The following is a 19,583-nucleotide window of genomic DNA, read 5'->3' on the forward strand; positions in this document are numbered from 1 at the left end:
TAGAACACCTGCAGCAGCAAGGCGCTCAGCAATTGCTCCGGAGGGATCGAAGGACGTCCCTCGCTGGCGTATAGCTTTCCAAGGCTGCGGTTCAAATCATTCAAAACATCCCGGACAAGTTCCCGGACCTTCCGCAGCGGATGGTTCGCTGGCACACGTTTATCCGGCGCGATGTACGAAAACAGGCCGCCCTGATCCGTAAACCTGCCGCGCATGATCGTCTCCGCCGATTCGAGATGATAAAGTGAATCATCAAGTCCCCTTCCTGGCGAGGGGTTTTTCAGCAGACTGCTAGTGCAGACCGAGAAGCTGGCCTCGCTCGGCCAGCTTACCGCCGGTATCGCACACGAGATCAAGAACCCTCTGAACTTCGTCAACAATTTCTCGGCCCTTTCGGCGGAGCTGACCGACGAGTTGAATGACGTGCTCAAATCCGCCACTTTGACCGACAACATCCGTGCGGAAGTTGAGGAACTGACCAAGACGCTGAAAGATAACCTCGAAAAGGTTGTTCAGCACGGCAAACGCGCCGACTCCATCGTGAAAAACATGCTACAGCACTCCCGTGAGGGCTCCGGCGAGCATCGTCCTACGGACATCAATGCGATAGTCGAGGAGAGCTTCAACCTGGCTTATCACGGTGCTAGAGCAGAAAAGGCAGGCTTCAGCATCGCTTTGCATCGCGATCTCGACCCTTCCGTTGGTGTGGCTGACGTGTATCCACAAGAGATCACGCGGGTTATGCTCAATCTGATATCGAATGGTTTGTACGCCATCACGAAACGGAAAGTGGAAGCTGGTGACGGCTTCGAACCCATGCTTTCCGCTTCGACAAGGAACTTGGGAGACAAGGTCGAAATACGTGTTCGCGATAACGGCATCGGAATCCCGGAAGGAATCAAAGAGAAAATATTCAACCCGTTCTTCACTACGAAGCCTTCCGGGGAAGGTACTGGGCTGGGCCTGTCGATGAGCCATGACATTATCGTAAAGCAACACGGCGGCAGCATCGAGGTCGAGACCGAGCTTGGGCTGTTCACTGAGTTCAAGGTCGTATTGCCGCGGACAAACCGAAGTTAGCTTGCCAAACGCCTTCGTCGGCACGTCGCAATTGTGATGCGGTGCATGAGTCGGGGTATAACCCCGTAGTGCGTGGGCGGCGTCGGCGCGCTCCGCTTCTTGCGACAAATGCGAAGTCCCGACGTCGAGATGCGATCCGGGGACGAAAAAATGCAAGGCTCGCACGGTATGCGAGCCTCCCGAAGAGAACGGGATCAGGGGCAGGCGGCCTTCTTAAGGAGACCGAGCTGCGTGAGTGCGGTCTCTCCGTCGTTCAATCGATCCCTTCGCCTCCCGAACAATTTGCCAAACTTGGATTTGTTGAACCTTGTCGGATACCGTTGTCCAAGTACCGTTCGCCGGAGTGAGATGAAATGAATGCTTTGAGCGAGGCCGATCAGCGCATGCGAGAAGTTGAGAACGAAAACGACGTGCTTCGCGACCTCCTTTTGAAAGCAGGCGTTGAAGCGAACGCCCACGTGGCTGCCGCAAAACTACAAACCGTTCTTATCGGGGAACTGCACCATCGCGTAAAGAACATGCTCGCGATTGCATCCGCAATTGCGGCTCAAAGCCTGCGGGATGCTTCATCTATTGACGCGGCGGCCAAGACCATCGCCGAGCGGATGAGCGCGCTCGGCGTATCTCATGATCTCTTGATTCAAGAAAGCTGGACCGGGGCGGGTTGCCGAACGCTGATCGAGAACGCGATCAAAGCATTTCAGACCAAAGGCTTCGAGCAATTCACTATTGAGGGCAACAACGTCGCCGTGTCTTCCGGACCTGCGGTCGCGTTGTCTATGATAATTCACGAGCTGAGCACCAATGCGTTGAAATATGGCGCGCTCTCAGTTGCTGAGGGACGGGTCGCCATCACTTGGTCGATTGACGCGGAAAATCAACGCTTTCATCTCGAATGGCGCGAACGCGGTGGACCGCCGGTTGTCGAACCAACCAAAAAGAATTTTGGTAGCCGTTTCATTCAGACGGCTTTGCCCGGCCAGCTTAAAGGGGAGGCTCGATTGCTGTTCGAGTCGACTGGAGTCGTTTGCGACATCAACATTCCCCTAAGCTCGCTTCAAGAAACGATTATAGGGGCAGTCAAATAGAGCGTGGTTGGACCGCTCGGCTCGTCCCCAAATGCTCGCAGCGAAACAGCGCCGGTGAAGTCGTCCAGCATCCGGTTGCCCTTGGCGCTGAAACCAGCCGCTCCGATCGTGCCTTCCCCACGGTGCGCGGATCCACGGGTTACGCGAACACGGAGCTGGCACCCAACTTCATTTGTACTTCAATAACGCCGTCCTCGCAGTTCTACTCACATTCCGAGTGCCTCAGCTTTCAACGTATTGCTACGATATCCCTCGCCGTCCCAGTGGACCGTCATTTGGAACCATTTCCCCTCCTCGCCGTTTACGACCGTTCACGTTTTTGGGGGGATGGTATGAGGGCATCGGTAGTTTCAACCGATTTGCGAGATAGCGCGAGTGCAGGCCAGTACTTGGCTGCTGAAGTGCAAAAACCCCTAACTAAATCGCCCGACGCTTTGGTCGTATTTGCTGCTCCCCAGCATGATCACCAAGCGATGCTTTCGGCCATCAAGAGGGAGTTGCCCGAGACGATAGTTGTCGGTGCCTCGTCTGCAGGTGAGTTTACGAATGTGACGAGCGGGCAAGGCTTAGCCTGCGCAATGGGACTGGTAGGAGAGGACGTAGTCTTTTCATACAGTATCGGGCGTAATCTCGCGCGGGATGCCGCTTCGGCCGCCCAAGAGATAGTTTCCAGGTTTACACCCACACCACCCGGCCAGTTTCCGTTTCGATCCGCTCTCGTTTTGGCTGACGCTCTAGCCGGACACGCTGATATTTTGGTGGATCAGCTGACATTAGCTACAGCCGGTCAATATCAATTCTTTGGTGGAGGCGCGGGGGACAACGCTCAATTCCAAAAGACAAAGGTATTTTGTGGTGACGAAGTTTTGTCCGACGCCGCGGTCGCCCTGGAAAGTCTTTCTTCGAAGCCATTAGGGGTAGGCGTTAGTCACGGCTGGAGACCCGCTTCAAAGGCCTATCGCGTAACGGCAAGCGACGGAATGCGGGTAATCAGCCTTGATGGCTTCCCTGCTATCGAAGCGTTCGAAGAACACGCCAAAGAAACCGCTCAGAACTTGGATCGGAAAGAACCGTTACCATTCTTCCTGCATAATATCATTGGAGTGGAGACAGGGGTCGAGCATCGGTTGCGGGTGCCCCTTGCTGTCGACGCAGGGGGCGCAGTTCTATGCGCTGCTGAGGTCCCCACTGGGTCAGTTGTAAGAATCATGAGGACTAGTACAGAATCAGCGGTCGCTGCCGCGAAGGTGGCTTCAAATGCTGCCCTGTCTGCATTAGGCGGGCGTCCAGCCGCAGCCCTTTTCTTTGATTGCGTCGCTACCAGGCTGCGGATGGGGGACGAGTTCGGCTTAGAGCTCGCCAGCTTGCAGGAAAGATTTTCCGATGTTCCACTGACGGGGTGTAATACCCACGGTCAAATCGCGCGGGCGGAAGGCCAGTTCAGTGGCTTTCACAATTGCACTGCGGTGGTCTGCGTATTTCCCGAGTAGATCGGTTGAACGATGATGGGGCGTGCCTTCTGAATGGATTTGCCGACGCCAACCGTAGGCAGGAAGCCTCGGCCCGATTGGCTAGGGAAATGGGAGGCGAAGCATTTCTTGTCTTCTTGAAAGATGAGGAAACCGGCAGTTTTGCGCCAGCTCAGGGATTTCATCAGCGTCTGCCTGGCGGCCCGTCTTGGCGCTCATTTTTAAACCAGGCGTCGCGCTGCTGCGAGTTCTCTGGAGAGGTGGCGTTTCCTGGTCCAAACACACTGGTTCCCGCAGTGTCTCGTGCAGACCCTGCCGCAATTTTGATGTTTGTCGGCAGGAATTTGTGTGTCCGCTGGAATGATATCGAGCCAGGACTTCCGCTATTAATCGAATTACTTAAAACCGAAGCAAGGGTTCATATAGCGCTGGCACGGGAGCGTTCCGCCAGGGAGGCGGCGACTCATGCGACGCATCTCGCTAGAGCGCTTGATGGCGCGCGTAAAGATGTATCGGCGACGTCCCTGAGACTTCAGCAGCTGAATGCCACGCTTGAACAGCGTGTAGCGGATGAAATTGCGCGTCGGAATGAGGCGGAAGCAGCGCTGCGTCAGGCGCAGAAGCTCGAAGCTATCGGTCAGCTTACCGGGGGGGTTGCACATGACTTTAACAACTTGCTCACAGTGATAATGGGAGGCCTTGAGACGATCGGCCGGCAAATTGCAAGTATGTCCGATGCACCACAGCTTGCGCGGATCATGCGTGCTCAAGCAATGGCGCATCACGCATCCCAGCGAGCGGCGACGCTTACCGCGCGTTTGTTGGCATTTTCGCGCCGCCAACCGCTCGATCCAAGGTCAATCGATGTCGATCGCTTGCTCGCGGGAATGACGGAGTTACTCAACAGCACGTTGGGAGAACAAATTCGGCTTGAAATCGTAGGCAACGCCGGTTTGTGGAGCGCCTTGGCTGACCCGTCAGAGCTGGAACATGCGATCCTTAATCTTGCTGTCAATGCCCGAGATGCAATGCCCGGCGGCGGACGACTTACAATCGAGACCGGCAATACATGGTTGGACGATGAGTATGTTACTGCGTTACCAGAACCCGTCCCTTCCGGCCAGTACGTTTTGGTCGCCGTCACAGACGCCGGAAGCGGAATGGATAAGGCTACCGTAGACCGCGTATTCGAGCCATTTTTCACCACAAAGGAGGTCGGCAAAGGCACAGGCCTAGGCTTGAGCCAAGTCTACGGTTTCGTGCGACAAACGGGTGGGCACATCAGGATCTATAGCGAACTAGGTCATGGCACGACAGTCAAAATCTATCTTCCTCGATCCCAGACAGGCCCCGACGACCAGGTAAATCGCATCCCGCCAACTGCAACAATGTTACGGGGGAACGAGGCTATCTTAGTTGTGGAAGATCATGATGATTTGCGTGCCTATTCATCCGGAGTTCTCCGTGACCTCGGATATCAAGTCTTTGAAGCGGCGGATGCAGCATCGGCAATCGGCTTTCTTGAATCGTCTCGGACCATCGATTTACTTTTCACCGATGTGGTGCTGCCGGATAATCTTCACGGAAAAAATATCGCAGATCACGCTAGAAGGCTGCATCCGACGATCAAGGTGTTGTTCACTACGGGTTACACGCGCAATGCAATAGTCCACAACGGCCGACTTGATGCGGGGGTCAACTTGTTGAGCAAGCCGTTTACGTTTCGCGCGCTGGCCGAGAAAGTACGGAAAATTCTCGATGAGACATGACGCTAGGCGGGCAGGTACTTAAGTACTACTGCTGTTGGGGACTGACCAGAAAGAACGAGGCCGGTACGGTCCGCGTCAGCACGATTGCGGCTAGCGTAGTAAGTTGCTTCAACAGCGAACCCGCTTGCACGTGCTCCCTGACGCTGGCCGAGAGCGCGCGATCCTGGCGTCGTGGGGTTCCGACGCCTCTGGGATTCAATCTTGCCTGTCCATGCGCGCACCAGCCGGATTTAAGAAGCCGGTATCGCTTGACGAGATCCTGGACGCGTTGTGTGCCCTGGACGGGGGCCCTCGAACGCCGCCCGGTGGGAAGCCTTGTCGCCTTGGATTACCGAGCGTGCGCTCGGCCTGAAGTTCGGAGCCTCAGATGACAATGGACGAAAAACTCGCGCGGCTTCGCTTCCATCGCAACAATGTCCACCGCTACCGCCGTCTGCTGAGCACTCGTCTCTCAGATCTTGAACGTGAGTTCTTGAGCCGGCGACTCTCGGAGGAGTAAATTGCAAATGATGCGCAATGGGCGGCAACTTTCCCAATATGATTGTCTCTTTATGCTAAACCCTCTGGTGGGTGCCCGGCGGCGACGTGCCCGCCAGACGGCGCTTTTCCGCCAAACAATCGGGGCGGGCCACCATGAAGTTCCCAATCGTAAGGAGGTGAGCGGCCTCAGTTGCCTGGGACTCCTCCGCTCCTTGATGTTGATCGAAGTCGCCTGTTGTTTGGCCCGTCTGAGGCCAGCCCGCATTCCTGAGACTTCAGTTCACCGGTTAGTGGGGAGTCAGCGCGATCCGGGCAAACCGACGCGATTGCGCGAAGAGGACATGGCGTTGGCGCAGCCGCGTTCGTGATCCGTTCTGGGCTGCCGAGTTGTTCGTATGCGATGCCCCGGTGCTGGCCTGCCGACCTCGACGCCTGCTTTGATTTGAGCCGCGGACCTAATTCAGCCCTGCCAAAGTGTTGCATTGGATGGAACAGTGGGTAAATTATTGCGCATCACAGTAGCGCCCATGAGTGCTGGCTATGGCGGAGTATCGCCTCTATCGCTTTGATAAAGAAGGGCACATTCAGGAGCCCCCCGTGATCGTCGAGTGCGAAGACGATGACGTGCCATTGCCCAAGCCAAGCAATATGTGGACGGCGTCGCAATTCAAGTGTGGGACCGCGCCCGTCGAGTAGCCGTATTGCCGTCCGTAGATTGAGGCCGCCTCAATTTGCGGGCCGCTTTTTCTCAGATGTGGCGGTGACTTGCCGCCCGTACTGCGGAACCAAATGGCGCGCCATACGTTAGGGTGGATTCGGCGGACCGCAGGGGCGTCCGCCCATGTTCATTTCAAATAAGCGAGGCCCGTATCGGGCCGTCGCGCCTCTCGCCCCGAGAGCCGAGCGCCTCATGTCAAACGTCGAAGAATTCCCGCTGTCCGCCCGCCAAAGGCCCACGGAGTTCGAAGCGCTGGTCGCGGCCGGCCACGCCGCGCTCGATGCCATTCCCGGCGCTGTCTATCTTTGTGACGCGGAAGGACTGCTCGTCGCCTACAACACTGAGGCCGTGGAATCGTGGGGGCGAACACCTGACCCTGCCAAGAAGGAGCGCTTCTGCGGTTCGCATCAGCTCTACCTGCCCGATGGAACTCCGCTGGCCCATGCCGACTGTCCCATGGCCGCCGCGGTTCGTCTGGGAACGCCTACGCGCAATGCCGAAGTCATAATGGCCCGGCCGGATGGCTCCCGCTTCTCGGCCCTGGTCAACATCCGGGCGTTGCGCGATCAATCTGGCTGCATCCAAGGTGCCATCAATTGCTTCCAGGACATCACGGGACGCAAGCAGGTAGAGGAGGAAGTCCGCCGGAAGACGCAGGAGTTGGAGGACTTTTTCGACAACAGCGCGGTTGGTCTTCATATTGTCAGCGGAGAAGGGATTATCCTTCGCGCCAATAAAGCCGAATTGGATCTGCTTGGTTACGAGCCGGAGGAGTACATCGGCCGCCACGTTGCCGAGTTTCATGCCGACGCTCCGGTCATTGGCCATATCCTTCAGCGCCTTTCATGCGGCGAGCCGCTCGATCGTTTTCCTGCGCGGCTGCGGGCAAGTGACGGCTCCATCAGGCATGTGCTGATTACGTCGAACAGCCGCATTGTGGATGGCAAGTTCGTCAACACACGCTGCTTCACCACAAATGTCACCGAACTCCGTGTTGCCGAAGAGGCACGGAACGCCAGTGAAGCCAGGCTCGCGGCAACTTATGAGGCCGCCAGCGTCGGCATCTCCGAAACCGACGAGAACGGGCGCTTCTTGCGGGTGAATGATTCCCTCTGCCGCATCTCTGCGCGCTCGCGCGACGAGCTGTTGCGGATGACCTTCTTCGACTACACCCATCCCGACGACCAGACCGAGGACGCTGAGTTCTACGCGCGGCAGGTCCGTGGCGACATCGACAACTACACGATTCGCAAGCGCGCACTGCGGCCTGACGGGTCCGTGCGCCATCTCGACATTTTCAGCTCGTCGGTGCGGGATTCGGCAGGGCGCTTCCTTTATGGCGTGCGCGTCGCCCAGGATGTCACCACCACCAAGCAGCTGGAGGACCGGCTGCGCGACGGCGAGCAGCGCATGCGCGATCTCCTCGAGGCGCTGCCGGCAGCTATTTACACGACGGATGCCGAGGGCCGCATCAATTTCTTCAATCGGGCGGCGGTCGAGATGGCGGGCAGAACGCCGCAGCCGGGCGACGAGTGGTGTGTGACCTGGAAGCTCTATTGGCCCGATGGCACGCCGTTGTCACACAACGAATGCCCGATGGCCGTCGCGCTGCGCGAAAACCGGCCGGTTCGCGGTGCCGAAGCGGTGGCGGAACGTCCAGACGGCAGACGCGTGCCGTTCATTCCTTATCCGACGCCGCTGCGTGACGCCGCGGGAAATCTGGTCGGCGCCATCAACATGCTGGTCGATATCAGCGAGCGCAAGCGCGCCGAGAACGCCCAAAAGGTCTTAATTGACGAGCTCAACCATCGTGTGAAGAACACTCTGGCCACCGTGCAGTCGCTCGCGAGCCAGACCGCGCGCCACGCCGCCGACCTGCAGGAATTCCTGCCAACGTTCACTGGGCGGCTGCTTGCGCTTGCCCGCGCGCATGACCTGCTCACCAAGCGAAGCTGGCAGGACGCACCTTTCGGACAGCTGGTCCACGATATCGTGGCTCCGGTGTCAGCCGGACGGGTTTTGGCAGAAGGGCCTCACGTCGATCTGGACGCGCGCACCGCACTGAGCATCACCATGGTGCTGAACGAGCTTCTGACCAACGCCGCGAAGTACGGCGCACTCTCGGTGCCCGATGGGACTGTGTCCTTCACTTGGCGGCTTGGCCCGAACGAACTGTCGCACAACACGGTGGAGTGCGAGTGGCGCGAACGTGGCGGGCCACTGGTTTCACCACCCAAGCGGCGCGGCTTCGGCACGCGACTGATGGAGCGGTGCCTAGAGCATGACCTCGCGGGCGAGTTCGATCTGGTGTTCGAGCCAGAGGGCACCCGCTGCCGTATGGTGTTCCCCCTAATGCTTGCAGCGTCCAATGGTTGAGCTGTCCGGCGCCAGGGTTCTCCTGGTCGAAGATGAGGGCTTGGTGGCCCTCATGATCGAAGACATGCTCGAGGAATTGGGATTGAAGGTGGTCGCCTCGGCCGCCCACGTGCCAAAGGCGTGCGAACTTGCCTCCAGGGCATCGTTCGATCTGGCGCTGCTTGACGTGAACCTGGCGGGTGAACGTGTCTTCCCGGTAGCGCGCATCTTGCGCGACCGGAAAATCCCTTTCCTGTTCAGCACCGGTTATGGCGGACCGCCGCTTGAGGAGGAGTTCAGCGATGCGCCCGCAATCGGCAAGCCGTTCTCCATCGATCAATTGAAGGAGCAATTGCGGACGATTCTGGCGCTCCCGTAGAAGCGCGGCTATGCGCGCCCGCGTATGTCGCTCACGCATTCGATCTGAAATCTACCTTCGATTAGACCACCACACAAACCGACTTGCGTGAAGCTCTCGCGGATAGCCGTGGCAAGTTCTTCGTCGGTCACCGCTAAGCCGCCCGCGCTTCTCCAGCAACTTGGTGAAACAGAATGAAGCGGCATACGTCATCCGCAAGTTCCCAAGCGAAGGTTTCAGTTTCGACATCGGGATCACTTACAAGACTTTCATTTCTGAAGCCGTTCTGCCCTAAGCCGAAGCGACTCTGTGCGTCCTAATTAGATGGACCGCAGCTATGGGTTACGATTTGACCGAGAGCATCAAACGTCAGGACTACACTGACGATCCCGTTTCTCGCGACGTAGGAGATTAGAACTCCATCATCCGATGGCTGCAGGTTGTCCAGCTCCGAGGCTGGAAATTGCCAAACCCGGTCCATCCAATAGGCGTGGAGGCCCTCTCGGCCAATGATGGCGTTCATGCCGCCACAGCCGCATTGGAATGTCGCATCCTCAGCATACATTCCAAGGATCGTTTCAATATCGCCAGCGCGGTAGGCGTCGAGCCAATCAACCGCAGCGGCCATTGGGTCGAAGGACATATTCCTCACCTACATGCCGTGATCGACCGCAGATGTAGGATTGGCCTGATGAACGCAAGATCAAATTTAGGAGTTCCGCGTCCGTAGTTCTCCGGGCATCAACGAGTTTCGGTTGAGCAATAGCAATGGGAGTGCCGCTTTCATCCCGTCGAACCAGCAACTTCAGCTCATGTGAAGTTGCCGACCTCCACTTACACAGCCGCTATGTCTGCCTTCAGGAGATAAGCCGACACCAGGTCAAGTCGGCGCGGAAGTCAGCCTGTGGCCCTTCTGAGACATGCCGCCGGCTAGGTAAAATGTCCGCGTTCATCGGCAAAGCCGACAACGTGGTGCTCGCACCGAGTTCTTCTCAGTTCGACCCGATTTGTCATTTCGGCCCTGATGGCTCCATTGGTAGATTGAATGCCGGCCATCCTGGGCGGTAAACTGGCCGCGCGTATTTGCGAGATTGACACGCCAACTGTCGCCCCGGTCCCGAAGCTGGGTCGGGCAAACAATCCGCGCGAGGCCGCCATGCAGCAAGTTGCGGACTGGCTTAAAAAGCTCGGCATGTCCGAGTACGCCGAACGCTTTGCCGAAAACGGTGTCGAGCTCAGCGTGCTCCGCGATTTGACGGATCAGGATCTTAAGGACCTCGGGGTCTTGCTCGGCCATCGCCGCAAGATGCTACGTGCGATAGCCGAACTGGATGGCGTCGACAACGGAACACCCAAGCCTACTGCTGCAACTCTTCAACCGAACGATACCGCCGAGTTCCGCCAAGTCACAGTGATGTTCTCGGACCTTGTGGGTTCGACGGCGCTCTCCGCCCGCATGGACGCGGAGGACCTGCGCGAGGTAATTTCGGCATATCAGAACTGCGTCGCCGAAACTGTGAGCCGCTTCGGCGGGTTCGTGGCGAAGTACATGGGCGACGGCGTGCTGATCTACTTCGGCTACCCGCAGGCTCACGAAGATGACGCAGAGCGAGCGGTACGCGCGGGGCTGGAGTTGGTGAGTGCCGTAAGTAATCAAAAGACCCGGGCGGTACTGCAGACGCGGGTCGGCATTGCCACCGGGCTAGTAGTGGTCGGCGACCTGATCGGGTCGGGCTCTGCTCAGGAGCAGGCAATCGTTGGCGAGACGCCGAACCATGCGGCACGCTTGCAGGGCATTGCAGAACCGAACACGGTCGTTATTGCCGAAAATACCCGCAAGCTGCTCGGCAATCTATTCGAGCTTGAGGACCTCGGAGTAAAGGATCTGAAGGGCATACCGGTGCCTGCCAATGCCTGGGCGGCACTGCGACCGGCTTCAGTTGAAAGCCGCTTCGAGGCTTTTCACGCGACCGGGCTGACGGAACTTATCGGGCGGGAAGAAGAACTCGAACTGCTGCTACGGCGCTGGTCGAAGACAAAAGCCGGCGAAGGCCAAGTCGTGTTGCTTTCGGGCGAGCCCGGCATTGGCAAATCGCGGCTCACGGCTGCGCTTTTGGAACGCCTTGCCGGCGAGCCGCACACGCGCCTGCGCTATTTCTGTTCTCCACAGCATACCGACAGCGCGCTCTATCCCTTCATCCACCAGATGGAACGTGCCGCCGGACTCGCGTACGACGACTCCCCGCAAGCGAAGCTCGACAAACTCGACGCACTGCTCGCGCAGACTTCGACGTCAGCCCAGGACGCGGCACTCTTTGCCGAGATGCTGTCGCTCGCGAACGATGACCGCTATCCGGTGATCGAGCTGACACCGCAGCAACGCCGGCAACGAACGCTGGAAGCACTCGCCGCCCAACTAGAGACGCTAGTGCGAGCGAATCCGGTGCTAATGATCTTCGAGGATGTGCACTGGATCGACCCGACGAGTCTGGAAGTGCTTGGTCGGGTGGTGGACCAGATTCCGACCTTGCGCGTGTTGCTGAGCGTGACGTTTCGGCCGGAATTCAATCCACCCTGGATCGGCCGGTCTTACGTGACCGCCCTCACCATCAATCGGCTAGGTCAGCGCGACATCGATGCCATAATCGAGCATCTTGTCGGCAACAAGGGTCTGCCGGCAAGCATCCGGCAGGATATCATCGAGCGCACCGACGGCATCCCCCTTTTCGTGGAGGAAATGACCAAGGCGGTGATGGAGTCGGACGGCGAGGGCGAAGCGCGGCGGACAGCCAGCGCGGTTCCGCCCCCGGCGCTGGCGGTCCCCGCAAGCCTGCACGCGTCGCTTATGGCGCGGCTCGACCGGCTCGGCGCGGCCAAGGAGGTGGCGCAGGTCGGGGCGGCGATCGGGCGCCAGTTCTCCTACGCCCTGCTGGCTTCGGTGGTGCGCCAGCGCGAACCAGAGCTGGGATCGGCGTTGGACCGTCTCATTGCGGCTGGCTTGCTGTTCCGGCAGGGCGCCCCGCCGCGTGCGACCTACCTGTTCAAGCATGCCCTGGTGCAGGACACGGCTTATGGCACTCTTCTACGCAGTCAACGCCAGGAGTTGCATGCCCGTATCGCCAAGGTGCTCGAACAAGAATTCCAGGAGACGATCGGGGCGCAGCCAGAGACTTTAGCTCATCACTACTCGCAGGCAGGCCTGGTCGATCTCGCGATCGAGTTTTGGAGACGCGCCGGAGCGCGCAGCGCAGACCGATCTGCTCATCACGAGGCGGTCGGTCATTTCGGATGCGCGCTCGATTTAGTGGGAAAGCTGCCGCCGAGCCATCAGCGCGATGAGCGTGAGCTGGGTCTGATGCTTGCTCTCGCGGTATCCCTGATCGCGGTCCACGGCTTTGGGTCGATACGTTTGGAGGAGTGTGCTGTTCGGGCCAAGGAACTTTCGGACAAGCTCGACGAGTCGCAGAGTCGCTTCGCCGCGCAACGGATCGCATGGAATTCCAGCCTGATGCGCCAGCCGCTTCCGAGGACGGCGGCTTTGGCAAGAGACTTGGTCGGCTTGGCAGAAGAAGACGGGAATCCGGCAAAACTCGCCGTGGCGCATCGGGCATCAGGCTACTCGCTACTTATTGCAGGCGAATTCCGAGAGGCCGCCGAAACGCTTGCTCAGGGAGCGACTATCGCCGACACAATTCCGGAGGGCGAATTCGCGATTTATGGCGAGCATCCAAGCATGGTTTGCCGAGCCTATGGCGGGCAGGTAAAAATCTTGATGGGTTTCCCCGAATCCGGGATGAGGCTGATTGAGGCGGCCGTAGCGCATGGGCGCCAGCAAAATAACGCGCACAGCCTTGCCTGGGCGCTCGGCGTTGCCGCGCACGTTTCTCAGTCGCAGCACGAGCCTGCGGCAACGGCCCGCTTCGCATCGGAAGCCATTGAGACGGCGCGCGAGCACCGCATGCCCCAATGGCTGGCTCTCGGTGAGCGATGCAAAGGCTGGGCAATTCATCAGCTCGGCGATTTCGAGGGCGGCCTGAATCTCCTGCGACAGGGCGTGAGGCGATGGTACGAAACCGGAGCCGTCCTGCACACCACCCACGCCGAGATCTGCTTGGCGGAGAGTTTTCTCCTGCAAGGTCACGCCGTGGCGGCGCGGTCCTATTTGTCAGCCGCGCGAGCGCATTGCGCGAGTTTTGGCGAAAACTATCTCGCGGCGGAAATGGATCGGCTGGACGCTTTGTTGCTTCAGTGCGAGGGCGCACCTACTGACATGGTAGAAGAATGCCTGGCCAAGGCCATAGAAATGGCCCGCCAGCAGGAAGCTAGACTTTTTGAGCTCCGTTCCGCCACAGCGTTAGCCCGGGTAATAGCCGAACACCATGAACGGAAGGCACGCGATATTCTCGCGCCAATTTACAATTGGTTCACCGAGGGGTTAGGTACTTCGGACCTGAAAGACGCAAAGGCGCTCCTCGATCGGTTGAAGTGATGCAGTTTGTTCAGCTCCTCGCCGGCTCACATTTGTTCCTCCGCATCTGCGCATCGCCGGTCCACGCTGGCGCCGCCACGACTCCGCGCCAATGTGGGTCATCCAGGCTACCCCGGGTCCAACGCACAACCGGGTTCTCGCGCACCGCACTTGCTCTCGCTCGCACCGTTTCATTCAGTGCGGGTCGGTGCATTCAAACACCGATCCAAACTCGCAATGACTGCTTATGAACCCGGAAGCGAAGTCGGCGCACGCCTTATCGAGGTCCGCTTAGCCGGGCACAGCGGACGAGATTTGCCCACGCTGAGTTCTTCGCATTCTGACGCCGAGCAAACATTTCGAAGGCGCAGGAGAAGCGGATTAAGCATTTGACTGCAACCACTCTGAGAAGGTTCGGATGGTCTTCGCGCGCGGATGGCTTGGCCTACTGACCACATGGAAACTATAGCCAGACAAGCTCAACTTGAACGCATTCACGAGCGTACCGGCGGCGAGTTCGTGTGCGACGAGCACATCACTGAAAATCCCGACTCCCTGCCCTGCGATCACCGCCTCGATGGCGTGCAGTTCCTCCCGGAAACTCAAGTGCTGCATATCCTTGAATTGGGGCACTTCGCGCCACCTGCGCTGGGCCACGGCAAACCATCTCTGCCATGTGGGCGGCTCACGATCGGCCGGCGACCAATAGGAGTGAATCAGAACGTGGTTTGCGAGGTCGACTGGTCTCTTCAGGCGTCCCGTTGAAAGCAAACGCGGATTGCAGACGGGCCAGAATGTATCGCTGAAGAGATCATTGACGATCCCGTCCGTCGGCAGTACTCGGCTAGTCGCATAACGAATGGCGACATCGCCATCGCCGGCGTGCAGATCGAGCACGGTGTCCGTGCCGATGACTTCCAGCGGCACATCGGGATGCAACTTCCGCCACGCGGGCAGGCGGGGCACGAGCCAGCGGCTGGCGAAAGCATTCGTTGTCGTCACCCGAAGAGGCTGTTGGTCGGTATCCCGCCTGACGGCCGCGATTGCGGCGGCAAACACCTCAAGGCCGCCGCGAATGGCGGGAAACAGCCGCGCTCCGGCATCGGTGAGCGAAAGAGGTCGCGGTCTGCGGCGAAACAGAGCGCGGCCACAATACTGCTCAAGCAGCACGATTTGATGGCTGATCGCGGTTGGCGTCACGCCGAGTTCTGCCGCGGCCTTCTTGAAGCTCAGATGGCGGGCGGCAGCTTCAAAAGCGCGGAGCTCGACCAGGGGCGGCAGCTTGTGCATGCGGCTAGTCTAGATGAAACCAATTCATCTTCACCTGAATTCTTCGGGTTTGCTCCGAGAGGGCCGCCGATTGAAGATATAGCCGGTTGAATTGAGGAGACCGTGTCATGTCGTCCATCACATCTGTCGCGAGCGCCGCCGCCGACCTTAGCGCCTCCTTCGGAGGACAACTGCTCAAGCCAACGGACGAGGGCTACGAGGAGGCGAGAAAGGTCCACAACGGGTTGGTCGACAAACGGCCAGCGTTGATTGCCAGATGCCGCAGTGTGGCCGACGTCGTCGACGCCGTCGCTCTTGTGATCAAGCTCGGCCTCGAGGTCGCGGTTCGTGGCGGCGGCCATAACGTCGCGGGACGCGCGACCATCGACGGCGGGATAGTGATCGACCTGTCCCCAATGAGGGGCGTCCATGTCGATGCTGTCGGCAAAACCGTACGCGCGCAGGGCGGGGCGACTTGGGGCGATGTCAATCGCGAGACGCAACTTCACGGCCTCGCGGTCACCGGAGGTGTGGTCTCGACCACGGGTATCGCCGGATTGACCCTCGGCGGAGGACTCGGCTGGCTGATGGGCAAGTACGGCCTGGCATTGGATAATTTGCGCGCTGTCGAACTCGTCACCGCCGATGGCAAGGTCTTGCAGGTCAGCAAGCAAGAGGAACCCGATCTGTTCTGGGCCATCCGCGGCGGCGGCGGAAACTTCGGGATTGCCACCAGTCTCGAATACGACCTTCATGCAGTAGGGCCAATCATTACCGGCGGCCCCATCGTCTACTCTATCGATCGCTCCCGTGACGTGCTCGAATTCTTCCGGGCCAGCACGCGATCGCTACCGGACGAGCACACGCTGTTCGCAACCCTGACGCATGCGCCCGACGGGTCCGGCGCAGAGGTAGCTGCCTTGGTCACCAGCCATTGCGGTCCGGCAGCGGAAGCCGAACGAGCCGTGCAGCCGCTGAAACAATTCGGGGCTCCGATCTTGGACGCAATCGGGCCGATGCCCTATTGCCAGCTCAACAGCATGCTCGATGCCAACTACCCCAGAGGCGCCCTCAACTATTGGAAGTCCAATTTCCTCAGTGAGCTGAGTGATGGTGCGATTGCGACCATGATCGAATGTTTCGCGCGCTGCCCGACACCCATGGGGCAGCTGCTTCTCGAGCACATCCACGGCGCGGCGGCCCGTGTCGATGCAAGGGATACGGCGTTTCCGCATCGGCAAGAAGGCTACAACTTCCTGGTGCTCGCGCAATGGATGCAGCCGGACGATACGAAGCAATGCATCTCCTGGGCACGCGAAACCTACGAAGGCATGCGACCCTTCTTCTCCTCCGGTCGGTATGTCAACTATCTCGACGATGACGAGGTGGGCGATCCCGTCGCTGCCGCATATGGACCGAACTACCGGCGTCTGCAGCAGATCAAGGCTAAGTATGATCCGAACAATTTCTTCCGCATGAATCAGAACATCCGGCCGCTCGCCTGATCCAGGTGAGGGCATTTCGTCCCTCTCATCTTGGTTCAGGATGTCAGTGGAAGGCCGCTACGCTGCGGCCCGGTTCTATAGTTGGTCTGGCGTGCTGATCCCGAAGGAGGACTCGAAAATGGCTGTCGTGTGCCGACCCGCTCGCATGGACGACTTAAAGCGAGCCGACGAGATCGTGGTCGCCAGCATCAATGAACTCACTGAACGGCGGGGTTTCGGAAAGATGGCATCCTCTCACCCTCCGAAATTTCAAGGTTTCTCGCTAAGGGACGATACCGAAGGTCTGGCGCCGTGTCATGATAGCAATCTGTGCGAGAAAAGCACGAAACGTCTGCGTTTGGCCCATTTAAGACGTCCTACGATCTCCGCCATTCAGTCGCGATCAGCAGTACACCGGACATGTCGCAGACACCGTACTACGGCGGCTTTTGATCCAACCAAGTCATGCGGTGATGTCCACTTTCAGCTGATTCAGTGCAGGATTGCGTCCCGAACAACTATGGCTTGAACTGAGCAGTCGGCGTGGAGCGCGATATCTTGAGCTCTTCCTCGTTCATGTCGGCAGAGACATCCGCGAAGAGTGGCGTGCTAAGATAACGTTCACCGGTGTCAGGCAGCATGCAAAGAATATTTGCGCCCTTCTCCGCTTGGGCTGCGACCTTCAGCGCACCCGCCATGGTTGCGCCCGAGGTGATGCCGACAAAGATGCCTTCCTTGGTCGCAAGCTCCTTGCTGCATCGAATAGCATCGGGGCCGGGAATCGGCAGAATCCGATTGATGACCTTCATCATAACGGCGTCCCCGGTCAGCTTCGGAATGAAATCAGGTGTCCAGCCCTGCATTGGATGCGGCTTGAAATCCGGATGTGGCGCCGCCGGCGTGCCATCCGGGTTCCGCTGCTGCTCGATACCGCTGCCCAAGAGCTGCGCTTCTTCGGGCTCGCAGACGATGATCTTGGTTTCGGGGCGCTCCTTAGCGAGCACCCGCGCAACACCCTTCAGTGTGCCGCCGGTTCCGTAACCGGTGACCCAATAGTCCAGTCGTTCTCCTGCGAAATCGTTCAGAATCTCGAGCGCCGTGGTTTTGGAGTGGAAGTCGGGATTGGCTTCGTTCTCGAATTGCCGCGTCATGAACCAGCCGTGCGTTTTGGCAAGCTCGATCGTTTTGTTGATCATTCCAACGGCCCGATCGGCCGCAGGCGTCACGATGACCTTCGCACCCAGAAATCGCATGAGCTTGCGGCGCTCGATGCTGAAGGGCTCGGCCATTGTGACCACCAGCGGGTACCCCTTGGCGGCGCAAACCATCGCAAGTCCGATTCCCGTGTTGCCGCTGGTCGCCTCGATGACGGTTTGACCAGGTTTCAGCTCCCCGGATTTCTCTGCGGCTTCGATCACGCCCAGAGCCAGCCGATCCTTGACCGAGCCGAGCGGATTGAAGGCCTCAACCTTCACGAACAAATTGACTCCCGTGGGAGCGAGACGATTGATCCGCACGACGGGTGTATGGCCGACCGTCTCAAGGATGGTTTGATATCTGTGGCCCATGCTACCTCCTGTGTCGTACTTATTCTGGGAAAAGCAAACTGGCGCGGGTTAACCGGCAAAGCATACCCGAACTGAATTTTCCGGCAATCGGGCAGAGCTTGCATAAGGCTTCTTTCGCGGACATCAGGCCGGGCCGGCATCGATTGGGTCGGCGGAAATGACCTGAAACGGCTCGTCACGAGACGACTCAGGCGCCTTTGGCGAAATGCAATACCAAGGCGGCACACATTGGCATTCCCGCCTGACGGGCGCGATTCATGTGTATGGGGGCGATTCTCGACCCCACGCATAGAAGCGAGTGGGATCCGGAAACCCTCCTGAAGGACGGTTCGATCTTGAGCGCGCCGTCCGCCGCTTTGAAGAGGCGAACGAAGTTTTTTCAAACAAAAATGGGCGCCACGACGGATAGCCGATTGGCCGCTTTTGGACCCGGAACGGACATTGGGTCGCAGCGTCTGCGATCGATTTGGCTGTCGTTTCTCACCTGCCGCCCGTCGCAAAGTGTTAGGATTGAGGCGTCGAAGAGGTTTCCCTAAGGGGGAATACATGCGACGGCGCGAGTTCATCACGCTATTCGGCGGCACGGCAGCAACGTGGCCACTTGCCGCGCGCGCGCAGCAACCGGCAAGGCGGGTCTACCGGGTGGGATACCTCTCGATCTCGTTTCGGGAGCGAACGATCCGCTATACTGAAGCGTTCGAGCAAGGCCTGCGGAGCCTCGGCTACCACGTCGGCGAGAATGTCATCATCGAGTATCGCTTCGCAAACGGCGATATGGGACGTCTGTCCGGGTTTGCGGCGGAGTTGGTCGGGCTTGGTTTGGACATCATCATGGCCACCGGAGGCAATCCGAGCGTGGTTGCGGCCATGAAGGCGACCACAGCCATTCCAATCGTGATGACCAGCGCTATCGATCCAGTCGCGACCGGGCTTGTCGCCAGCCTGGCGCGCCCCGGCGGCAACGTCACTGGCGTCGTCGCGGATGCGGGCGGCGAGATTTTGGGCAAACGGTTTGAGTTGCTGAAGGAAGCTTTGCCCGACCTCTCGCGTCTGGGCATCCTGTTCAATCCGGACGTTGTGGCTACTCGCAACCGGCAGACGGCGATTAGAGGGGCCGCCGAGGCGCTGGGGTTGACGATTATTCCTACCGAAGCCAGCGGGCCGGACGCATTTGAACAAGCGTTTGCACTAATGGTGAGGAAGCGCGCGCAGGCGTTCGTCATGCAGGGAGATACTGTGCTGTTCAACTATCGCGACCAGATTGCGGACATGGCCATTGAAAATCGGCTGCCAGCCGCCTCTCTCCAGAGAGAGTACGCGGAGGCGGGCTTCTTTCTAACCTACGGAGCCAGTTCCGAAGACTATTATCGTCGGTCCGCCGCCTTCGTCGACAGGATCTTCCATGGCGCGAAGCCTGCCGACCTTCCGGTGGAGCAGCCGACCAAATTCGAATTGGTCATCAACATCAAGACTGCGA

The 19,583-nt window shown here is 58.9% G+C and carries 11 protein-coding genes and 2 pseudogenes; 9 read left to right on the top strand and 4 right to left on the bottom strand.

Translation table 11 applies throughout. The annotated features are described in order from the left end of the window. Positions 1-215 (bottom strand): annotated as a pseudogene (locus tag IVA74_RS25015) (IS5/IS1182 family transposase); the annotation flags it as partial. A gap of 76 nt (positions 216-291) precedes the next feature. Here IVA74_RS25015 and IVA74_RS25020 point away from each other — a divergent pair. The 6 genes and pseudogenes from IVA74_RS25020 to IVA74_RS25050 form a co-directional block, all read left to right on the top strand. After that, positions 292-1,080: pseudogene (locus IVA74_RS25020) on the top strand (ATP-binding protein); the annotation flags it as partial. A 353-nt stretch (positions 1,081-1,433) separates the two neighbouring features. Then, positions 1,434-2,168: a sensor histidine kinase gene (locus tag IVA74_RS25025; protein ID WP_247348978.1), complete on the top strand. Its 735-nt coding sequence runs from the start codon at positions 1,434-1,436 to the stop codon at positions 2,166-2,168. Between the two features lie 389 nt (positions 2,169-2,557). After that, positions 2,558-3,658 (top strand): FIST N-terminal domain-containing protein, encoded by a 1,101-nt coding sequence (locus tag IVA74_RS25030; protein ID WP_247348979.1) that lies wholly within the window; start codon positions 2,558-2,560, stop codon positions 3,656-3,658. A gap of 89 nt (positions 3,659-3,747) precedes the next feature. Continuing rightward, positions 3,748-5,406, top strand: a complete 1,659-nt coding sequence (locus IVA74_RS25035) for an ATP-binding protein (RefSeq protein ID WP_247348980.1) — start codon at positions 3,748-3,750, stop codon at positions 5,404-5,406. Between the two features lie 1,390 nt (positions 5,407-6,796). Further along, positions 6,797-8,980, top strand: coding sequence for a PAS domain S-box protein (locus tag IVA74_RS25045; RefSeq protein WP_247348981.1), 2,184 nt, complete (start codon positions 6,797-6,799; stop codon positions 8,978-8,980). After that, positions 8,973-9,338, top strand: coding sequence for a response regulator (locus tag IVA74_RS25050; RefSeq protein ID WP_247348982.1), 366 nt, complete (start codon positions 8,973-8,975; stop codon positions 9,336-9,338). Before IVA74_RS25045 ends, IVA74_RS25050 begins: the two co-directional genes overlap by 8 nt. A gap of 295 nt (positions 9,339-9,633) precedes the next feature. On the opposite strand, the gene IVA74_RS25055 is transcribed toward IVA74_RS25050, so the two are convergent. After that, positions 9,634-9,960: a nuclear transport factor 2 family protein gene (locus IVA74_RS25055; RefSeq protein ID WP_247348983.1), complete on the bottom strand. Its 327-nt coding sequence runs from the start codon at positions 9,958-9,960 to the stop codon at positions 9,634-9,636. A gap of 402 nt (positions 9,961-10,362) precedes the next feature. Here IVA74_RS25055 and IVA74_RS25060 point away from each other — a divergent pair, with 402 nt between their 5' ends. Beyond that, the gene (locus IVA74_RS25060; protein ID WP_247348984.1) at positions 10,363-13,806 is read left to right on the top strand and encodes an adenylate/guanylate cyclase domain-containing protein; all 3,444 of its coding nucleotides are present in this window, start codon (positions 10,363-10,365) and stop codon (positions 13,804-13,806) included. Positions 13,807-14,166: 360 nt separating this feature from the next. On the opposite strand, the gene IVA74_RS25065 is transcribed toward IVA74_RS25060, so the two are convergent. After that, positions 14,167-15,075 carry a LysR substrate-binding domain-containing protein gene (locus IVA74_RS25065; protein WP_247348985.1) on the bottom strand — a complete coding sequence of 303 codons (909 nt, stop codon included), beginning with the start codon at positions 15,073-15,075 and terminating at the stop codon, positions 14,167-14,169. Between the two features lie 107 nt (positions 15,076-15,182). On the opposite strand from IVA74_RS25065, the gene IVA74_RS25070 reads away from it, so the two are divergent. Then, positions 15,183-16,559 (top strand): FAD-binding oxidoreductase, encoded by a 1,377-nt coding sequence (locus IVA74_RS25070; RefSeq protein ID WP_247348986.1) that lies wholly within the window; start codon positions 15,183-15,185, stop codon positions 16,557-16,559. 497 nt (positions 16,560-17,056) lie between these two features. On the opposite strand, the gene cysK is transcribed toward IVA74_RS25070, so the two are convergent. Beyond that, positions 17,057-18,106: a cysteine synthase A gene (cysK, locus tag IVA74_RS25075; protein WP_247348988.1), complete on the bottom strand. Its 1,050-nt coding sequence runs from the start codon at positions 18,104-18,106 to the stop codon at positions 17,057-17,059. Positions 18,107-18,652: 546 nt separating this feature from the next. Between cysK and IVA74_RS25080 the strand changes: the two genes are divergently transcribed. Next, positions 18,653-19,583, top strand: a 931-nt coding sequence (locus tag IVA74_RS25080) for an ABC transporter substrate-binding protein (RefSeq protein WP_247348990.1), incomplete at its 3' end; no start/stop codon positions are given.

This window comes from Bradyrhizobium sp. 132, from assembly GCF_023074185.1.
Classification (GTDB): domain Bacteria; phylum Pseudomonadota; class Alphaproteobacteria; order Rhizobiales; family Xanthobacteraceae; genus Bradyrhizobium.

Bases quoted from the DNA above. Each gene is read 5' to 3' on its own strand.
- IVA74_RS25025 (WP_247348978.1), top strand. From the start codon at position 1,434: ATGAATGCTTTGAGCGAGGCCGATCAGCGCATGCGAGAAGTTGAGAAC.
- IVA74_RS25035 (WP_247348980.1), top strand. From the start codon at position 3,748: ATGGGAGGCGAAGCATTTCTTGTCTTCTTGAAAGATGAGGAAACCGGC.
- IVA74_RS25045 (WP_247348981.1), top strand. From the start codon at position 6,797: ATGTCAAACGTCGAAGAATTCCCGCTGTCCGCCCGCCAAAGGCCCACG.
- IVA74_RS25050 (WP_247348982.1), top strand. From the start codon at position 8,973: ATGGTTGAGCTGTCCGGCGCCAGGGTTCTCCTGGTCGAAGATGAGGGC.
- IVA74_RS25055 (WP_247348983.1), bottom strand. From the start codon at position 9,960: ATGTCCTTCGACCCAATGGCCGCTGCGGTTGATTGGCTCGACGCCTAC.
- IVA74_RS25060 (WP_247348984.1), top strand. From the start codon at position 10,363: ATGCCGGCCATCCTGGGCGGTAAACTGGCCGCGCGTATTTGCGAGATT.
- IVA74_RS25065 (WP_247348985.1), bottom strand. From the start codon at position 15,075: ATGCACAAGCTGCCGCCCCTGGTCGAGCTCCGCGCTTTTGAAGCTGCC.
- IVA74_RS25070 (WP_247348986.1), top strand. From the start codon at position 15,183: ATGTCGTCCATCACATCTGTCGCGAGCGCCGCCGCCGACCTTAGCGCC.
- cysK (WP_247348988.1), bottom strand. From the start codon at position 18,106: ATGGGCCACAGATATCAAACCATCCTTGAGACGGTCGGCCATACACCC.